At 64.0% G+C, this 17698-nt stretch carries 8 protein-coding genes; all 8 read right to left on the bottom strand.

Annotated elements, in window-relative coordinates; genetic code table 11:
• Window positions 1-5 precede the first annotated feature (5 nt).
• Window positions 6-9251, bottom strand: coding sequence for a two-partner secretion domain-containing protein (locus AC1D1Y_RS07070; RefSeq protein WP_477681714.1), 9246 nt, complete (start codon window positions 9249-9251; stop codon window positions 6-8).
• Window positions 9252-9300: 49 nt separating this feature from the next.
• Entirely contained in the window at window positions 9301-10200 is a 900-nt protein-coding gene (locus AC1D1Y_RS07065; protein WP_477681713.1) for a hypothetical protein, read from the bottom strand.
• A gap of 31 nt (window positions 10201-10231) precedes the next feature.
• The gene (locus AC1D1Y_RS07060; protein WP_477681842.1) at window positions 10232-11929 is read right to left on the bottom strand and encodes a ShlB/FhaC/HecB family hemolysin secretion/activation protein; all 1698 of its coding nucleotides are present in this window, start codon (window positions 11927-11929) and stop codon (window positions 10232-10234) included.
• Between the two features lie 298 nt (window positions 11930-12227).
• Window positions 12228-12719, bottom strand: coding sequence for a nucleoside 2-deoxyribosyltransferase domain-containing protein (locus AC1D1Y_RS07055; RefSeq protein WP_477681712.1), 492 nt, complete (start codon window positions 12717-12719; stop codon window positions 12228-12230).
• An 18-nt stretch (window positions 12720-12737) separates the two neighbouring features.
• Window positions 12738-13799: an NUDIX domain-containing protein gene (locus tag AC1D1Y_RS07050; RefSeq protein WP_477681711.1), complete on the bottom strand. Its 1062-nt coding sequence runs from the start codon at window positions 13797-13799 to the stop codon at window positions 12738-12740.
• Between the two features lie 15 nt (window positions 13800-13814).
• The gene (locus tag AC1D1Y_RS07045; RefSeq protein ID WP_477681710.1) at window positions 13815-15515 is read right to left on the bottom strand and encodes an NAD+ synthase; all 1701 of its coding nucleotides are present in this window, start codon (window positions 15513-15515) and stop codon (window positions 13815-13817) included.
• Window positions 15516-15530: 15 nt separating this feature from the next.
• On the bottom strand, window positions 15531-16724 hold the full coding sequence (pncB, locus tag AC1D1Y_RS07040; RefSeq protein ID WP_477681709.1) for a nicotinate phosphoribosyltransferase: 1194 nt from the start codon (window positions 16722-16724) through the stop codon (window positions 15531-15533).
• Window positions 16725-16752: 28 nt separating this feature from the next.
• A complete protein-coding gene (locus tag AC1D1Y_RS07035; RefSeq protein WP_477681708.1) occupies window positions 16753-17616 on the bottom strand; it encodes a cysteine hydrolase family protein in 864 nt (287 codons plus the stop codon).
• Between the last annotated feature and the right edge of the window lie 82 nt (window positions 17617-17698).

Genomic DNA, 17698 nt, shown 5'->3' with positions numbered 1-17698 from the left:
GCGGTTTACTCCTTGAAGACGGCGTAGCCGTTCCACGTATTTTTAAAGTCAGTGACTGTCATGGTGTACACCGTTCCTAGTCCAGCAGGGTCGCGCACAATCACCAGTCCTGCAGAGTTCACCCCATCAACAACTACCCAATGACCGACTTTTGAACCAGGCTCCCACATCATCGCACCCCAAGATCCTGTTCTATTTAGACCGCTGAAGCTCGACGCCTCCACTGGCGCGCCGATCCATCCCGGACTCACGGAGTTCAATTTATCCGACAAGCTTTGTGCCGAAGTTAGTTCTCCCCCCAGTGTGACTTGGGAAGCAGGAATACCCCGCGACGACAAAAGCATCTCTGCACATGCTTGTCCACAGCTAGTCGGCGTCGCTTGACTTACTACTGTTCCACTAGGAACCTCTCCGGTCCTTGGCCAATTTCCACCAGCACCGCCGGTTTGGATAAGCTCACCGTTGGGGCCTTTGTATGTAATTCTTCCATAGGCGTTTCCGCCACGAGCGTTGACCGTCAATGGGTTGTAACCGCTGATAGGAGCACCGGTAGCCATTTCGGCAATGCCATTAAGCAAATTCAGACATTGCTGAGGTCTCACCGCACAGTAGGTTCCACTGCTGTCGGTCAAAACGGCTATTCCCACAGCGCCCAACTCAACCGAAAACGCGGTCATAGCAGCGACACTGACGCCGGTCAAGACTAGTCGAATGCTGCCGTTCAGACGTAGGGTGTTGCACTGCGCCTGGTTTGCTGCACACGCAGCGATCATGTCGTAGGCATCCACTTTGCTTTGAAGAAGTGGAATAGTTGTATTGAAGTCGGATCCACTCAAATAGTAGGCCGGCAAGCCAATCCGAGTATTCGCATATTGCTGCCCCAGCTCAAGCTGTTTTGCGGTTCCAGCATTAGCGACTGCCAGGAGGCTTCGGCAATTTGGGCTACTCAGGTCTACGCAAGCGGCCTTCAGTTCCGCATCCTGTTTGTTGCTGATCGCTTGGAACTCCTGTCGGATTTTGGCTTCTTCTGCACTGGAGCAACCATCACGTTTCTTAGCGCATGCACCCAACTTGTCGGCCAAATCCTGCCACTGTTTGCTGGTCAAATAATTGTTGGTGATCTCATTAAACGCCCCTGCAGCGCCAGCCGTCCCGCCCAGCACCCCACCAATAGTCGAGCTCAAGCCGGCGATCAGCGCGTCTCGCGCCGGCCCCGTAATACCGAGGTCATCGATTGCTTTGCTCAGGTAAGGCGCCAAGGCCGTGCTTCCTGCCGCGCCTAACGCACCCTCAACGCCACTGCCCAACGCTCCAATGACCGAATGCCCTGCTATGCGGCAAGGGCCGTTCGCGCTCCAGCATGCCCGCTCTTCCTCATCCTTGGCATCCACCATCTTCTGGTTAGCGTACTTGCCCCAGGCACTGGAGGCCTGTTGCCCAAATTCGGCCGTGATGGCCACTTGCGCATCGATCTCTTTTCGCACTCTTTCGGAATCAAAGATCTTCTGGATGCCGGTTTCGGCGTCGCCCGTTCTGACTGCGGCGTTTCCTGCGATACCTGAGACGCCAGATGAAGAAGTGCTGTTGACGCTGTCTTGGGTACTACCAATGCCGAATCCGCCACCGGGCGTGTAAATGGTGTTGCCCTTCGCATCTTGACCAGAGCCCGCGCTCACCGAAACGCTGTAACCACTGCCTTTGTACTCCGCACTGTTCTGAATATCGCTGAGGGTAAGGTTACCGCCTGTGCTGAAGCTGTTCTTGTTGCCATCTACCGCTGCCTGCGTGCTGGCAATCACCGCCCCCTTGAGATCAGTGTTGCCCGCGACGTTGACCTGGAAGCCACCATCCCCCGCCTTGATCCCGCTTTGCTGCACGACAGAGGCGTAGCTGCTGTCGATGTTGCTGTTGGACGCGCTGATGCCGCCGCCCGTGGGACCATCCTTGCCGGAGCTGACGGACGCGCTGCTTGAGCTTTGCTTGCTGGTGTAGGTGCTGGTGTCTTGCAGGGAGGCGATGTTGAGGTTGCCGCCGACGTTGGCATTCACCGTGTTGGCCGCCACCACCGCGCCTATCAGGTTGGCATCGCCTCCGCTGATGATGCTGGCGGTGTTGCCGGCATTGACCTGGGTGTTGGTGTAAGTGGTGTCGCTGCCGCTGCTGTTGCCTTGGCTCTGGCTGGCGCTGGCGCTGAAGCTGAATTGCTGCGAGATGAGCCCGTAGCTCACGCCTACGCTGCTGGAGCTTGAGCTGTTGCTGCTCTCCTGGCTGGCATTGCTCTGGCTGGCCAGCAGGTTGACCTTGTTGTCTGCGAGCAGGGTGACGTTGTTGCCGGCGGTCAGGTTTGCGCCTTGCGCCGTCAGGTTGCTGGCCTGGCCTGCGCCCGTGGCGACGATGGTCAGGTTCTTGCCTGCGGCGACGGTGCTGCCGGCGGCGCTGTTGCTTTGGCTGCTGCTTTTGCTTTCGCTTTCAGAGGTGCCGTAGCTGATGTTGATGGTGACGTCAGTTGCCGCATCCTTGTTGAAGTTGCCCGAGGCGTCGGTCATGCCCTTGTAGGTGTTGTAGCCCTTGAAGGCTGCTGCCGCACCGGCCAGCGCCTGCATGCGGCCGTCGCTGGTGTTGCTGGCCGCGTCTGCCATCTGCTGGCCGCTTTCCATGGCGCTGAGGAGGGGGCTGCTGACGCTGAAGGTGAGGGCCGATTGTTTGAATTTGTCTTCACTCTCGTAGCGGCTGGTTTCGCGGGCTTCGGTGATGTCGACCTTCTTGGCCAGGATGGTGATGTCGCCTGCGGGGGCGATCACGTCGCTGCCGACCTGTTTGTAGGCCTCGCCGGCTTGCAGGGTGACGTTGCCGGCGATGCTGCCCACCGTGCTGGCCGCAGCGCTGGTGCCTTGCGCCTTCTGCTGCGTGGATCGCTCTTGCGTGCCAATGCTGATGCCACCGCCGTCATCGAGCAGGCCGCTTTGCTTTCTTTCCTGGAAAGAGTTGGAGCTGCTGGTGTTGGTGGCTGCCTCGATGGTGAGGTTGTTGCCAGCCACCAGGGTGGTGCCGGTATCGCTCACCACGCTGGAGCCCTTCACGTTGATGTCATTACCTGCCACCACGGTGACGGTGCTGCCGCTCAGGGATGAGCTGATCGCCTTGCCGGCGGCAGCGCTCTGGCGCACTTCAGTGCTGCCCGAGCTGAACGCGTCCGAGTCTTCTACAAAGGTGGCGGTGGCCAGCGAGCTTTGCGTCCTGCCGGCATTGATGTTGACGTTGTTGCCGGCGCTGGCGACCAAGGCACCCTGCTGGCTCGTCACGCTGGCTGCCGTGGCGTTGATGTCTTTGCCGGCGATGAGGCTGAGGTTGCCGGTGGCGCTGAGCTGGCTGCCGACGTCCTGGCTTTGGGAGAAGCGCGTGTAGTTGCGCTCGTCGCGGGTGGCGTCGACGCTGTCGGATTTGGTGACCGTGTTCAGGTTGATGTTGTTACCGGCCTGGAGCTGGGCGCTTCCCTGGCTCTGGATGACGCCGGCGACGATGTTGGCATCGCGCCCGGCGCTGGCCAGCAGGGTGCCGCCGGGGTTGGTGATGTAGAGCCCGGCCACGCGGTCTATGCCGGTGAAGCTGGAGACGGTGGGGCCCACGCTGCTGAGCGTGCTGGTGAGCGCTGTGGTGGTGCTGGCGATATTGAGGTCGCGCCCGGCCGCCACGTTGAGGCTGTTGGCGGCGTCTATCTGCCCGCCTATGTTGTTGAGGTCGGTGCGCGCGGTGACGGCCACGGCGTTGCCGCTGATGCGCCCGCCCAGGTTGTTGACGTTCTCTGCCGTGAGGGCCATGACGGTACGGCCGGCCAWGGTGCCGCTGTTGCTGAGGTCGCCCGCAAGATTGAGATTGAGCTCGCGCCCGGCCAGCAGAGTGCCGGCGCCGTCGATGTCGCCGGCCTGCACACGCACATAGACCTGGGGCACCAGCACGCGCTGGGTGCTGCCGTCGGCCAGAGTCACGGTCTGCTCCACCAGCCAGACGATGTCGCTGGTAAGGGCTGCCATCTGCACGGCCGTCAGGGCGATGCCGGGGCGCAGGTTCATAGTGCCGGCAAAGGTGATGCCGGCGTCCATCAAGGCCTTGTACTGGACTTCTTCGCTGCTGTAGTTGCCGAGGAAGCGCTGGCCGGTGAGCTGGGCGACCTGCTCGTTGATGAGGCGTTGCTCGTAAAAGCCGTCGCCCAGGCGTTTCTGGGTAACGCTCGGGTCCAGCGTCAGCTGGCCCAGCATGTAGTCGCTGCCCAGCCAGAGGCGGTAGTTGGCGAAGCGCGGGTCGGTCTCGATCAGGAAGGCGCCGGCCGGGCCGGGGTTGGTGCGGAACAGGCTGGTATTGGGGATGCCAAGGTTGGGCACGATGGTACGCACGACGGGGACGTTGGCGGCCAGGCTGCCGATGGCGCCTACGCTGGAGGTGACCTGCACGATGCCGGCGCTGCGTGCGGCGGCGCTGGGCGTGCCGATGGCGCCGGGCGTGGTACTGACGCTGCCGGGTGTGAGGCTGGCCAGCACGGYGCCGGTGCCCGGCACGGCGGCGTTGGACTGCGCGACGGCGATGCCAGTGACGATGGTGTGCGGGATGTTCTGCGCATACGGGTCGACGATGAAACCGTAGATATCGCTGCAGGAGCCCAGGAAGCAGTCCTGGCCGATGATGCCAAAACGGGTGGCGCTGCCGGAGCGGCTTTGCACCGCGGTGATCTGCGTGGCCTGGTTGTTGACGGCCTGGGCGGTGGCCGTGAGCACGCCGCCCGCGATGATGCGGCTGTTGTCATTGAGCAGCGTGCCGCTGGCGTTGAGCGTCATGTTGCCGCCGCTCAGGATCTGCCCCGGCCGACCGGTGTTGACGGTGGCGCTCTGGTCGGTTTCGGTGTACTCGCGCTTGACCGAAAAGAGGAGCAGGGAACTTTGGGCCGCGGCGCGGAAATCATTGAGCTTGACTTGCAGCGCCTGCCACGGGGCGGATGCCGTTTGCCAGGCGGCGAGCTCGGCGGGTGTGGGGTCGACGAATGAGCCCTGGTCCTGGCTGCCCACCCAGGTGCGCGTGGGGCGCGGGCCGGGCGTGGTGTTGGCGGGGTTGGCCATGCCGAACAACGCCCAGACCGGGTCGGTGTTCTGGTAGTTCAGCACGTCGGGAAAGTAGGCGCCGTTGTTGTTGTCGCCCGAGGGCGGCGTGGTGGCTTCGGCCTCAAAGGCGTTGGGGCCTTCGTAATAGGTCTTGTAGATGGGCGCGGCGTAGGGACTGCCCGGCAACAGGCCGCCGATGACGGGGAACCCCGGGGCCGTCGAAGCGATGAACCTGCCCTGCTGCCCGGTGGTGGTCCAGGCGAAATCGGTGCTTGCGCGAACCGTGCCGTCGCTCGCCACCATGTCCATCTTGCTGACTGGGCCAGTGGTGTTGAGGGTGTAGCTGAACGAGGGGTTGGTGTTCTGGATGCTGCTGGCCGCCAGTGCCATGGCGCCCAGCGATTCGATGGTGGCGGAGGCGTTCTTGATCAGCGTCGCCTGGCCGGTGGCGCGGCGGCTGCCGTCCAGGCTGCCGCCTATGGCCATGTCGCCGGCGCTGAAGATCAGCGCGCCGTTGCTGTTGTTGATGGTGGTCGCGCCTATGTCCAGGCGCTGGCGCGCGGCGATGGTGGCGGCCGTGGTGACGCCGCCCACGGTTTCGGCGTCGTTGTTGATAGTGGTGGCGGCGATGCTGAGGGTGTTGCCGTAGATGCGGCCGGTGCCGAGGTTGTTCAGCGTGACGGTGTTGATCTGTGTGTCCACGCCGTCGATCAGGCCGCGGTTGATCAGGGTGTTGGCGGCGGTGGCGGTGATTTTGGTGGTGGTGCCGGTCATCTCGCCGGTGGCGGTGTTGTCGATCGTCGCCGCCGTCACGTCCAGCGTGGCGCCGGCCTGCAGCTTGCCGCTGTTGGTCAGGGTACCGGTGACGTTGACCGTGTTGTTGCCAGTGGCGCTGATGATGCCGGTGTTGCTGAAGTCTCCGCCCAGAGAGAGCGACAGGTCCTGCTGCGACAGCAGGCTGCCGGTGCCACTGAGGCTGGCGGCGCTGGCGGCCAGCGAGCGGCCGGCCACAAAGGTGCCGCCGGTGTTGGTGATGGCCAGGGTGCGCGCGGCCGGGTTGGCGACCGTGTCTTGCACGGTGGCGGTGTTGCCCGCGCTGACGAGGCCCGCCGTGTTGTTAAGGCTGCCGCCGCTGGTCAGCGTGGCATTGGTGCTGGTGCGGATCGCGCCGCTGTCGTTGCTGATGGCGCCGGCCGTGATGGCGACGTTATTGCCTTCGAGCCCCAGGTTGGCGCCCAGGGTGTTGCTGTTAATGACGCTGCCCGCAGTGAGCGTGGCGGTGCCGGCGCTGCGCAACAGGCCGCCCGCGTTGTTGATGGCGCCGGTGCCGGTGTTGATGCCGGCATCGCCCAGGGCCTGGACCTGCCCGCCGCGGTTGTCGAAGGCGGTGCTGCTGAAGTTGAGCGAGGACTCGCCGACGATCTGGCCCGCCGCGGTATTGCCGACGGCGGCGGTCGTGGCTGTGAGCGCACCCTTGGCGCCTATAAAGCCGGCCGCGTTGTTGAGGTCGCCGGTGGCGAGCGTCATCGTGCCCTGCGAGGTGATGCCGCCCGCGCCGCCGGCATAGGAAGCGGCATTGGTGTTGGTAAGCGCCTGGCCACCGGTGTTGATGCCCAACGCCGCGCCGGCCTGGATCAAGCCGGCGTTGTTGTTGAGTGCGCCGGTCTGCAGCGTGGCGCCCTGCGCGGCGGCGATGGTGCCGAAAGCGTTGTTGAGGTTCTGGCCGCCGGTGTTGATGGCGATGTTGCGGCCGGTGATGCTGCCTGCCGTGCTCTGGCCCGCGGCCTTGGCGTTGGCCAGGCCGGAATTGGCCAACGTGATGTCGCCGGCGGCCTCGATGCGGCCGCTGTCGTTGGTGGTGGCGCCCGTGGTGGTGACGCTTGCGTTGTTTTGCACGGAGGCGATAACGCCGCGGGTGTTGTCAACACTAGCTGCCGTGAGGTTGGCCGCGCCGTTGGCGGCCAGCAGGCCCTGGACATTGGTGATGGCACCGCCGGCTGTGGCACTGAGGCTGCCGCCTGCTGTGATCTTGCCCAGGCTGTTGTCCAGCGTGCCGGTGTTAAGGGTGGCTGCGCCGCCGGCGGCAACCTGGCCGTTGGCTGTGTTGTCCAGCAATGCGGTGGTGGTGACGCCCAGGCTGGAAGCGCCCGTGGCCTGGACCACGCCGCCCTGGTTGTTGAGGCTTTGCGCGCTGACGGTGGCGCTGCCGTTGCTGAGGATCTTGCCCGCGCTGTTGTCGATGGCGCCGGTGGCCGTGACGCTTGCCGCGCCCAGGCCGCTCTGGCTGATGGTGCCGCCGCGGTTGTTCAGCGTGCCGGCCGCCACGGTGAGGCTGCCGGCCGACAGCGTGGCGTTGTTGTGGTTCAAGGTGGCGGCCGAGAGGCTGGCCGCGCCCGTGCTCACGATAGTGCCGCCGTCACCATTCAAGGTGGTGGCGTTGATGGCCAGTGTGCCGCCGCCGGCATGTTCTATCTTGCCGCCGGTGTTGTTGAGGGTGGGCGCGGAGAGGGTCAGGTTCTGGCTGTTGGTGGCGATGCGGCCCGCGCTGTTGTTGAGCGTGCCGGTGGGCGATGTGAGTGCAATGGTGGTGTTGCCCGTGCCGGTCTGTACGATCTCGCCGCCGGCGTTGGAGATGTCTTTGGCCATGAGGTTGAGCTGGCCGGCCGAGATGACGGCGGCATCGGTGCGCAGGGTTTGCGCCGCGCTGGCGCCCAGCGTGGTTTGTGCGTTGAGGGTGGCGCGGCTGGTGTCGATGTTTCCGGTGCTGGCCGCCAGCGAGACGTTCTGCCCGCCCAGTTTGCCGTCGGCCAGGTTGAGTTGTGAACCCGAGACCGCGACATTGCCGCCCGCCAGGGCCTGGCCGTTCAGCGCCACGGCGCCCGAAGCCGCCACGCCAAGGTCACCGCCGGTGCTCAGCGTGCCGTCGGTGTTCATGCCGGCCGCGAGCACGGAGCCCGCCGCTGAGTTGATGGACGCGCCCGTGGCCTGCAGGCTGGTGTTGCCCTGCGCGGCAATGATGCCGGTGCTGCCGTTGCTGATGCCGCCCTGGCCGGCCAGTGTGGTGTTGCCGCCGGCATAGACGGTGCCGCTGTTGCCGATGGCGCCCGCCGTGGCTAGTTGCGTGTTGCCGGTGGCCTGCAGGCTGCCGGTGTTGGTGAGCCAGCCGTTGGCCTGCAGCACCAGGTCGCCGCCGGTGGCGGCAATGACACCGGCGTTGCGCACGCCCAGGCCGGTTTCCGTACCCACCAGGTAAATCTTGCCGGCATACATACCGCCCAGCTGGGCGACGTCGACGGCATAGCTGGGCGCCGGGCCCGCGCCTGCGATGGGCGTGGCGCTGTGCTGCGCCGCATCGATGTCGTTGGCGCCCGTGACCACACGCAGTTCTTTCGCCCAGATGCCGGCGTTGAGCTGCACGGCGCGCGCCAGGATGGCGGTGTAGTCGGCCGTGCTGGTGTCCAGCCCGGCGCCGCCGACACTGACGCTGCCGCCCTGCACCCGGAAGCCTTCCAGCGCGCCACCGTTGAGCACCGGGCTGCCGGTGGTCAGCGTGACGCGGCTGGCATTGAGGAAACCGCCGCCGTTGACGTTGATGCCKGCCGGGTTGGCRATGATGACTTCGGCGCGCTGGCCSGCSACYTCSACATARCCCCGGATCTGGCTGGSGTTGGCCGACTGCACTTCATTGAGGATGACACGGGCCGGGCCGGTGGCCAACCAGGGATTCGCGCCGACAAAGCCGCCCAGCTGGGTTTGCACATTGGTACGGCTGTTGTTGAGGATGGCGCCGTTTTGCTGGACGTCRAACTGGCTGTAGGTGTTGCGGCTGACACCCGCGGCCGAGGGCGTCTGGATGTTGACCTGCGGCAGGCCGTTGGCGGTCTGCAGCACCGTGGGGCGCTGGTTGGCGGGGGCGCCGGGGGCCGCGACGATTTGTGCATGCACCGTCGAGAACGCGGCGGGCTGCAGCCACAAGACCATACCCAGCGCGGCGAGCACTGCGAAGCGCAGCGGGTGCAGTTGCACAGACAAGCCCGGCGATGCCGCCGCACCCGAAGTTTCACCGCCCGCGGCCTTGCCCCCGGCGCTGGCGGTTTCGGCCACCACCATACGCTGGCCGCGTGTGGTGTTGAAGATGATGCGGTGCAGATTCTTGTTCATGGGGCGGGGTCAGCTTGAAAAAATGTGATTCCGAACGAAGCACTGCGGCTTACTGCAGTTCGAGAAGGTCGGGCAACTGGGCGGCAAATGCTTCAGCGCAGTACGCAACAGCTTGCGGGACCAGGTCGACCACAGCCTGGTAGTCATTGGCTTTCCAATCAGCCATAGGGCGAACTTCGCTCTGATAGCTGCAGGGCTTTCCGCCGCGCTTGGCGCCGGTGATGAAGGACGGTTTTTCACGGGACTTGAAGATTTCCGCGTCCAGTTGCAGCCTGTAAGTGGTGTCGGCCTCGTTCAGCGAGTTGTAGACCAAACGCCACGTAGCGGCACTCACCACCAGTGAGCGATTGAATGTCATGTCGCGTGTTTTTTCCTGGCCGGCAAGCCAGAGCGAGGCTCGGTGTTCCAATTCAGCAGTCAGCAGTCCTGAAGCGGGGTTTTTCAGCCTCGCCGGGTCAACCACGTCCTCTGGCGCAATTCCCGCGAAATCTTCTTTTGCGAATGTGCGCACATTGAGCGACCGCCCACCCGTGAGAAGAAGCAATGCCGCGTTGAGCACGACCTGTCCGCCAAGGGCGTTCTTGGTGGTCTGCTGGGGCACCACCCGCAGGCTGTCCATGACGTCTTTGACCACCGCACCGGAAACGCTCTCCTGCGAATAGGTCACCCTCAATGCCGCCGGCGGTTTTGCGACATCTGGCGCTGTTGCCGATGGGCTTGAAGCGTCCCTTGGAGCGGGGCCGGACGCGAGGGCGTTGCCGGCACTCAAAGAAGCATCGGGTGCCGGCCAGTCCACCGCTTTCGTCGCCGCAGGCGGGGGTGGGGAAGCCTCAGTTGAAGCTGGCGCCCCATCAGTGGGTGGCAAGGCCTGGGCGAATACGCAGTGGCTGGTGCAGATCAGGCTCAACGCAAGGGTGCCGCAAAACAATCGGGTCAAAGAAGTGGTCATGGATTCAAGGTGTCAAAAAAAAGATGGCGCGCTAAAAACTGGCGCTGAGGCTCACACCCAGGGTGCTGCTGGCGGTGCGGAAGAATTCGGGCTTTTTGACGGGCGCGGCGATAAAGATGTCGTACTGCACTTTCTTGAAGCTGCCGCGCACGCCGATGACGGCGCCCGTCAGGCGCTTGCCGACCAGCAGCTCACTGCTGGGGCCGCCGACTTCGCCGTGGTCCAGGCCGATGTAAAGCTCCTGGCCGGTCTCGCCCAGCAGGGTGCTGAGTTCATTGCGCAGCAGCCAGCCGCGTTCGGCGCTCAGCGAGGATTCGCCGTCAAAGCCGCGAACGGTGTAGCGCCCGCCGATGGAAAAGCGGTCTTGCGGAGTCAGGGGCGTGCGATTTTGCTGCAGGCGCCAGGCGGCGCTGTAGCGCAGGCCGACCCCGGCCAGCTTGAAGGGCAACTGGAGGTTGGCATCGGCGTTGATGACGGCAAAGCGCGAGGTGCCATCGCCATAAGGCTCTTCGGGCGCGGGCATAGAGTTGAACGCGCCGGTGCCCCGCTTATAGGCGAGGTTGCCTTCGAGCGTGGCCTGGCCTATGAATTCCTTGTGGCCGACGCCCAGCTCCCAGCCGCCGACCACGCGGCGCTGCACCTCGACCTCGGTGTCGTCGATGAAGTTGTTGGAGCGGCGCTGGAAGGCCTTGAGGCTGACGGTGCTCTTGCGGCTGGCGTCGCGGTAGACCAGGCGCGAGAGCTTGAGTTCGACGTTGCGGCTGGTGCCACGGTAAATGTAGTCCTGGAAGGGGCCGGCCACGTTCTGAAAATAGCGATTGTTGCTGACGGTGGCGGCCAGCGCCCAGTAGCCCAGGGGCAGCGAGTAATGCACGGTGCTGCCGCGCGTGCCGCGGCTGCCGGCCTCGCCGCCGCCCAGGTCGGTGTTGAGCGACACGTAAAACAGGTCGTTGAGCGTCCACCAGTTGTCATAAGACAGCGTGATGCCGCCCTGGTATTTGCCGGTGGCCTTGGAGCCGCTGTCGTCGGCGAACACCGAGAGACGAAACGGAAAGGCCTGCTTGTAGCTGATGACCAGGTCGCTCTGGCCGGGCCGGGCACCCTCGCCCTTGGCCTCCTCGATCTGGATGTCGGCCTCGGCCGTGGGCACGCGCTTGAAGTTTTCCAGGCCCTGCTCGATGTCGCGCAGGTTGAGCAGGTCGCCGGGCTTGGCGGGCATGGCCGTCCAGGCGTTGCCGCGCGCGTCGCTGCCTTCAGAAAACCGGATGGCGCGTATGCGGCCGRGGACCAGCGTGAGCGTGAGAACGCCGGTGTTCAGGTCTTGCGGCTCGGCCAGGACGCGGGTGGTCACGTAGCCGCGGGCGATGACGGCGTTTTGCACGCGTTTCATCACGATGGCGATGCCCTGGGTGCCCAGGCAACGGCCCAGCGGCGCATCGTTTGCATCGGGCCCCGCCGCCGCATCCAGTGTCCACGCGAACTGCGATGCCAGCTCGGCTGGCTCGCCCGCAAGGGTTCGCAGTTTCAGTTCGCGGATTGGCAGGCAGGGCGACTCGGCGGCGGGCAGCTTGGTGGCCTCGGGCTGAGGCGGCGGTGGAGCACGCTCATCACGTCCCTTCTCCTGCTGCTCGCGCAGCAAGCGCTCACGCTCCTGGGCACGGCGCTGTTCCTGGTCGGCGCTGCTCAGCGGCGCGGGCTGGGCCCACACATGGCCGGCCAGGACGGCCATGGCCACGCCGGCGACGAGCTTGCGTGCGCCGCGGTGTGTTTTGACAAATTGTTGGGTGCGCTCCGGCACCCCCTCGAGTGATCTACCCAAGTCATCGTGTGGCTTGGCCAATCACGCTCTCCCCGATTCCGTTTTTTTTATTGCCGGGCCTTATTGCCGGACATGCAAGCAAGTGTAATTTTTAAGTAGTCCGAAAGCTGTAACTTCGTCTTTTTGCGGGCAATGGCTGTTGGTTTTTGTCTGAAAAGTTAGCCCAGGAATCTCCGATCCTTAGAGTGCTATGGATATTGGCTGTGAATCAAACTGAAAGCTTGGCCGACACGTGAACCGAAGACAGATAAGCCCGGATTTCCCGGCCAAGGTCTTCAAGCGCCGCAACCATGGGAATGTTGTAGTGCGCACACACGACATCGACATTTCCCTTGCGCCAGTAACCCGGCGGGCAGCAGACCACGGCCTTGCGTTCCCGGGCCGCGAGGCCGAGTTCCAGCAAGGTGACGGGGGCTTGCGATTGCGGTGCAAAGTAGAACGCGATCATCCCCGCCGCCTCCATCGCGGCCAGTTCCCATTCGACCTGCTCACGAAACGGTGGAAAGCTGGCTTCCGCCAACCAGCTTGAATCCCACTGCGCTCGGCGAGGGTTGAGCAAGATTCCTGGGCAATCTGCAAGAGACAAGGCCAGTTCCGCTTGCCAGTCAATACTTTTCCCCAGGTCGATGGAGCCGGCCAGGAACACCGCTCGGTCAAGAGACAGGGCGGAAAGCGGGGTGGGTGGCTGGATGAGCTGCATCACCGTGCGCGGCACTGCTCAAATGCGATCGGTCAGCGAAAAGAAGAAATCCAGCATGTGGAAATGGTCGTCGTGGAAGCGGTCCTCCATGGCGGCCAGTTTCTCGACCGGAACCCACTCGACCGCCGCCGCATCATCCGCGGCCTGCACTTCAGGCAGGCTGCGCGAACCGAGGTCAAAAAAGTGCGCATGCGTGATCACACGGCCGCGCAGGCTGCGGTCCGGGTGGTCAAACACATGGACGGCTTTCAGGGCGTTTTTCATGTCGCCGTCCAGCAAATGCAGCTGGGTTTCTTCTTCGARCTCGCGCAGGGCGGATTGGTACACGGTTTCGCGCTGCTCGATGAATCCGCCCGGCACCGCATACAGGCCCTTGCCGGGGGAACGCCCGCGCTGGATCAGCAGCACACGGCCGCTGCATTTCACGACCGCATCCACCGTCACAAAAACCGGCGCATAGGGCGAGCCGGCCCACTTGGCTTTTTCCTGCCTGAGGCTCTCCCATTCCTGCGCGAGTTCATGGAAGTAAGGCAAGGCCGCCCAGGTGCGAAGAAATGCGACGGTGCTGGCCGGCGCCTGGCTCACCAGAGCGGCAAGCGCAGGCTCCAGCGCCGCGCCGGCATTGCCGAAATAGGCGTCGCGCAAGGCGCTGGCATCTATCCTGCCTTGCGATTCGACGGCATCGAGTGTCCAGCCGGGGAAATTCTTCAAGTACTCGCTGGTCGCATCCTTGAAATGCCCGACGAGCACCAAGGAGCCCCCGGCCTTATCGCCGACCAGTTCCGCCACGCCGTGCTTGACTGCGGACACCCAGCGCTCCTGGTCATAGTAGTCACGCACAGGCAGAAAACGGACCCTGTCCCTATCCGCCTCGGGCAAGGCCAGACGGATCATTTCCGCCCGTTCCTGCCAGGTGAAGGGATTCTTGGGCGTGCGTGCCTGGTAAGCCGACCCCAGCACCACGATGCATAGCGGCGCCGCTTCCAGGGCTCGCCGCAGCAGCGCAAGCTGTCCGTTGTGAAAGATCTGGAAGCGGCCGATATAGACCGAGACCTCGTGTTGTTTGGAAGTTGATGTCATGGGAGCCTGATGAAGCTAATTAAATTTGGCGGCAATCGGCATCTGGCGGCCGGAGCCAAAAGCCCGCGCGCGCAAACGGATGATGGGGGGCGCCTGCCGGCGTTTGTATTCGTTGCGGGCGATCATGCCCTTGATGCGTTCTGTCATCGCGAGGCCCTCGGGCTGCAGGCGCAGCTGCGCGACAAAGGCGGAAGCTTTCTCGTACTCCCACCCGGCCAGGCGCCGGCCTTCGATCAAGAGCTTGAGCACCTCGTCGAGCACCGGGTAAGGCGGCAGGCTGTCCACGTCCTTCTGATCGGGCGCCAGTTCCGCCGACGGTGCTTTGTCGATGATGGCCTGCGGAATGATTTCCCTGCCCGCGGCGTCGTTGAGGTAGCTCGACAGGGCGAACACCTCGGTTTTGTAGAGGTCGCCGATCAGGCCCAGGCCGCCGTTGGTGTCGCCGTACAGCGTGCAGTAGCCCACCGAGATCTCGGACTTGTTGCCCGTGGTCAGCAGCAGGTGGCCGAAGCTGTTCGAGTACTCCATCAGGATGGTGCCGCGCGCTCGCGCCTGCAGGTTTTCCAGCGCGATGCCTTGCAGCGGCTGTCCGAAGGCGGCCTCAAAGCCACCAGTAAATTCGTTCACGATATCGGCGATCGGGTGGTGAAGCAGTGCCACCCCCAGGTTGCGGCACAGGATTTCAGAATCATCGACCGAGCCGGCCGACGAGAAGCGCGACGGCATGGTGATGGCCGTCACATTGGAGGGGCCCAGCGCCTCGGCGGCCAGCGCCAGCGTCAGCGCCGAATCAATGCCGCCCGAAGAGCCGATCACCGCCTTGGTGAATCCACAGCGGCGCGCATAGTCCTGCAGGCCGAGCACGATCTGGCGCCGGTAGAACTCCATGGTCGGCAAGCCCTCGGCAGGGACTGCGGCGGGCTCATCCCCGGCCAGCGTCAGGAAGCGGCCGTTCTCGAAGCGCAGGGTGGTCACGTCTTCGGTGAAACGTTCAGCCTCAAACACCACGCCGGCCTGTGGTTCCACCGCGAAGGACGCGCCGTCATAGACCAACTGGTCATGCCCGCCCACCTGGTTGACGTAGAGGATGGGCAGCTGGTTGCGTTTGCTGGCGGCGCCGAAGATCTGGTGGCGCTGTTCGCGCTTGCCGATGTTGGACGGGCTGGCGTTGATGGAAATCACCAGGTCGGGCGCGGCGTCGCGCATACGGTCGAAGGGGTTGATCGCGTAATCCAGGCCCTCGTCGTTCCAGCCGTCCTCGCAGATCAGCACGCCCACCTTGGCGTCGCGTATGCGCAGAACTTTCGCGACGTCCTGGCCGGGCTCGAAATGCCGGCGCTCGTCGAAGATGTTGTAAGTGGGCAGCAACTGCTTGGCATATTCGAGCAGCACCTCGCCGCCCTTGATCACGCACAGCGAGTTGCGCAGCTTCTTGCCCGGCGCTTCGCGGCGCGCGGGCAGGCCTATCACCCAGTAGAGATTCGGGATCTGGCGGGAGGCCAGCAGCAGGTCTTGCAGAGCCGCATCGACGCGCTCCATAAAACCCTCTTCTTCGAGCATGTCGCCGGGGTAATAGGCGGTGAGCGACATCTCGGAGAAGACAACGATGTCGGACTGGTCGGTCCAGGCCTTGCTGGCGGCCGTGACCATTTTGGCGACGTTGCCGGTGAGATCGCCTATGGTGAAGTTCAGTTGGGCGGCGGTGATTTTGAGCATGCGGTCCTCAAGCCCTTAAGTTGAAGCGGGGAAACGGAAGACCTGGCGCAAATAGGCCAGGAAGGTCTGGTCGTTGCACAAGGTCTTGCCCGGGCTGTCCGACAGCTTGGCCACCGGCCTGGCATTGGCGCCGGTGAGCTTCATCACGATGTTCAGCGGTACCAGCCCGACGTCGTTGGTCAGGTTGGTGCCTATGCCGAAGCCGGTCTGGGTGCGCGCGGCAAAGGCACGGTAAAGCTTGAGCGCGGTCGGCACGTCCAGCCCGTCCGAAAACACCAGGCGCTTGTTCTGCGGGTCCACGCGCAGCTTGGCGTAGTGGGCCAGGGCCTTCTCGCCCCAGACAAACGGGTCGCCCGAATCATGGCGCAGCCCGTCGAACAGTTTGGCGAAGTAGAGGTCGAAGTCCGCCAGGAAGGCGTCCATGCCCACCACGTCGGTCAGCGCGACACCGAGGTCGCCGCGGTACTCCTGCACCCAGTCTTCGAGCGCGGCGCGCTGGAAGTCGCGCAAGGTCATGCCCAGCGCCTGGTAGGTCTGCAGGTATTCATGCGCCATGGTGCCTATGGGCACCAGGCTGAGTTCCTTGGCCAGCAGCACGTTGGAAGTGCCTTTGAAGTACTGCGGTATTTCACGCTTGAGGGTGGTGACCACCTCGGTCTGCCAGTCGCGCGAGAAGCGGCGCCGCACGCCGAAGTCGAAGAACTCAAAGGGATTGCGCAGCGCGGGTTCTTTCTCGAAGGCGCGCAGCATGTCTATCTTGTCCTGCAGGCGCTTGCGCCCTTCCGCCAAAGCGGCGGCCTGGTCGGAGCGGCGGAAGTACAGCTCGTTGACGATGGCCAGCACAAAGATCTCGAAGGCCATGGTGTGCACCTGCGGGCCCACGGCCTTGATCACCAGCGTGGGGCCGTCGGCCGTCGCCTTGATGAACTCGCGCTGGAATTCAAAGATGCGCAGGAAGTCTACAAAGTCGCTTTTGATGAAACGAAGGCCGCGCAGGTAGGCCAGTTCCTCGGGCTGGAAGCGCAGGGTGCAGAGATGGTCGAGCTGCGCATTGACCTCCGCCAGCAACTCGCTCAAAGGGTAGCCCGGCTGGTTGCGGCAGACAAATGTGTATTCGGCTTCGGTCTGCGGATGCCTGTGCAGCATGGTCTGCCACATGGTGAACTTGTAGAGGTCGGTGTCGAGCAGGCTTTGGATGATGGGTTGCATAGTGGTTTGTGTTGGAAAGGGATGCCGTTCAGGCGTTGGCTTGGAGGGCTTTCAGGATTTCCGCGCTGGTCGACAGCACGGCGCCGCGATGGGCCATGTCGTCCAGGAAGGCTTGGTGCTGGGCTTCAAAACCGCCGACCGGGCTCATGCAGTCGGTCAGCAGCACCACCTTGCCGGTCTTGCCGGAGGGCAGGTTTTCCACGATGTGCTCGGTGGTCGCTTTCACGCAGTGGCTGCTGGCCTCGCCGGCGATGATGAGCAGGTCCGCCTGGTCCAGCGACGCGATCAGGGCCGTGTTGAGCTGCGTCGCGGGGTCTTCTTCATCCGGCACCTCGGCCTGCATGGCGCTGTAGTGTTCCGTCCAGGGGTTGCTGCCCTTGCCGATCTTTTGCACCATGGCCAGGCGGCTGTCTTCCCAGGCGTTGTAGGCGGCCTTCACGGCGGGGTGAACGTTGTGGCCCCAGCTACCGATTTCGCAGTGCACCGGCCAGACCATCAGGGTGTAGCGCCCGCGCCGCTCGAGTTCGTCGATGTAGGCCAGCGCTCTGGGCAGCATGGCCGCATCTTTGGGCAGGTAGTCGCCCTTGCGCACCTGCGCCGCCGTGATCGGCGTGAACGGCCCCACGGCCGCACCGGCGCCGGTCTTCCAGAAGGTTGGGTGAGCAATGTCAAACCTGTGGTGAGAATCCAGGGTCACGCCGATGGCGGAGATGCCGGACGCGGCTTCACGGATCAGCGTGGCCAGGCGCAGCATGTCGGCATGGGCACCTGCCACCGGCAAGGCCGGCGGCGTGGCTTTCCCCGTCACCGGGTCGACGGGCAGCCAGCCGGCCGGCAGGTCGCAAAAGTCGTTTTGCGGGTCGATGATCAAAAGCTGGATGTTTTTCTTCATGCTGTCCTCCGTTGAGATGGCTCGGTTGAGATTGATTAACTGCACTGCCGCCGATTCTGCTGGATTACCTTATAGGTTGTAC

This window comes from Polaromonas sp. P1_G1, assembly GCF_056405595.1.
This window is presented reverse-complemented; position numbering and strand designations above follow the sequence as displayed.

Coding starts and splice junctions, on each gene's coding strand:
- AC1D1Y_RS07065 (WP_477681713.1), bottom strand. CDS start 10,200: ATGACCACTTCTTTGACCCGATTGTTTTGCGGCACCCTTGCGTTGAGC.
- AC1D1Y_RS07055 (WP_477681712.1), bottom strand. CDS start 12,719: ATGCAGCTCATCCAGCCACCCACCCCGCTTTCCGCCCTGTCTCTTGAC.
- AC1D1Y_RS07045 (WP_477681710.1), bottom strand. CDS start 15,515: ATGCTCAAAATCACCGCCGCCCAACTGAACTTCACCATAGGCGATCTC.
- pncB (WP_477681709.1), bottom strand. CDS start 16,724: ATGCAACCCATCATCCAAAGCCTGCTCGACACCGACCTCTACAAGTTC.
- AC1D1Y_RS07035 (WP_477681708.1), bottom strand. CDS start 17,616: ATGAAGAAAAACATCCAGCTTTTGATCATCGACCCGCAAAACGACTTT.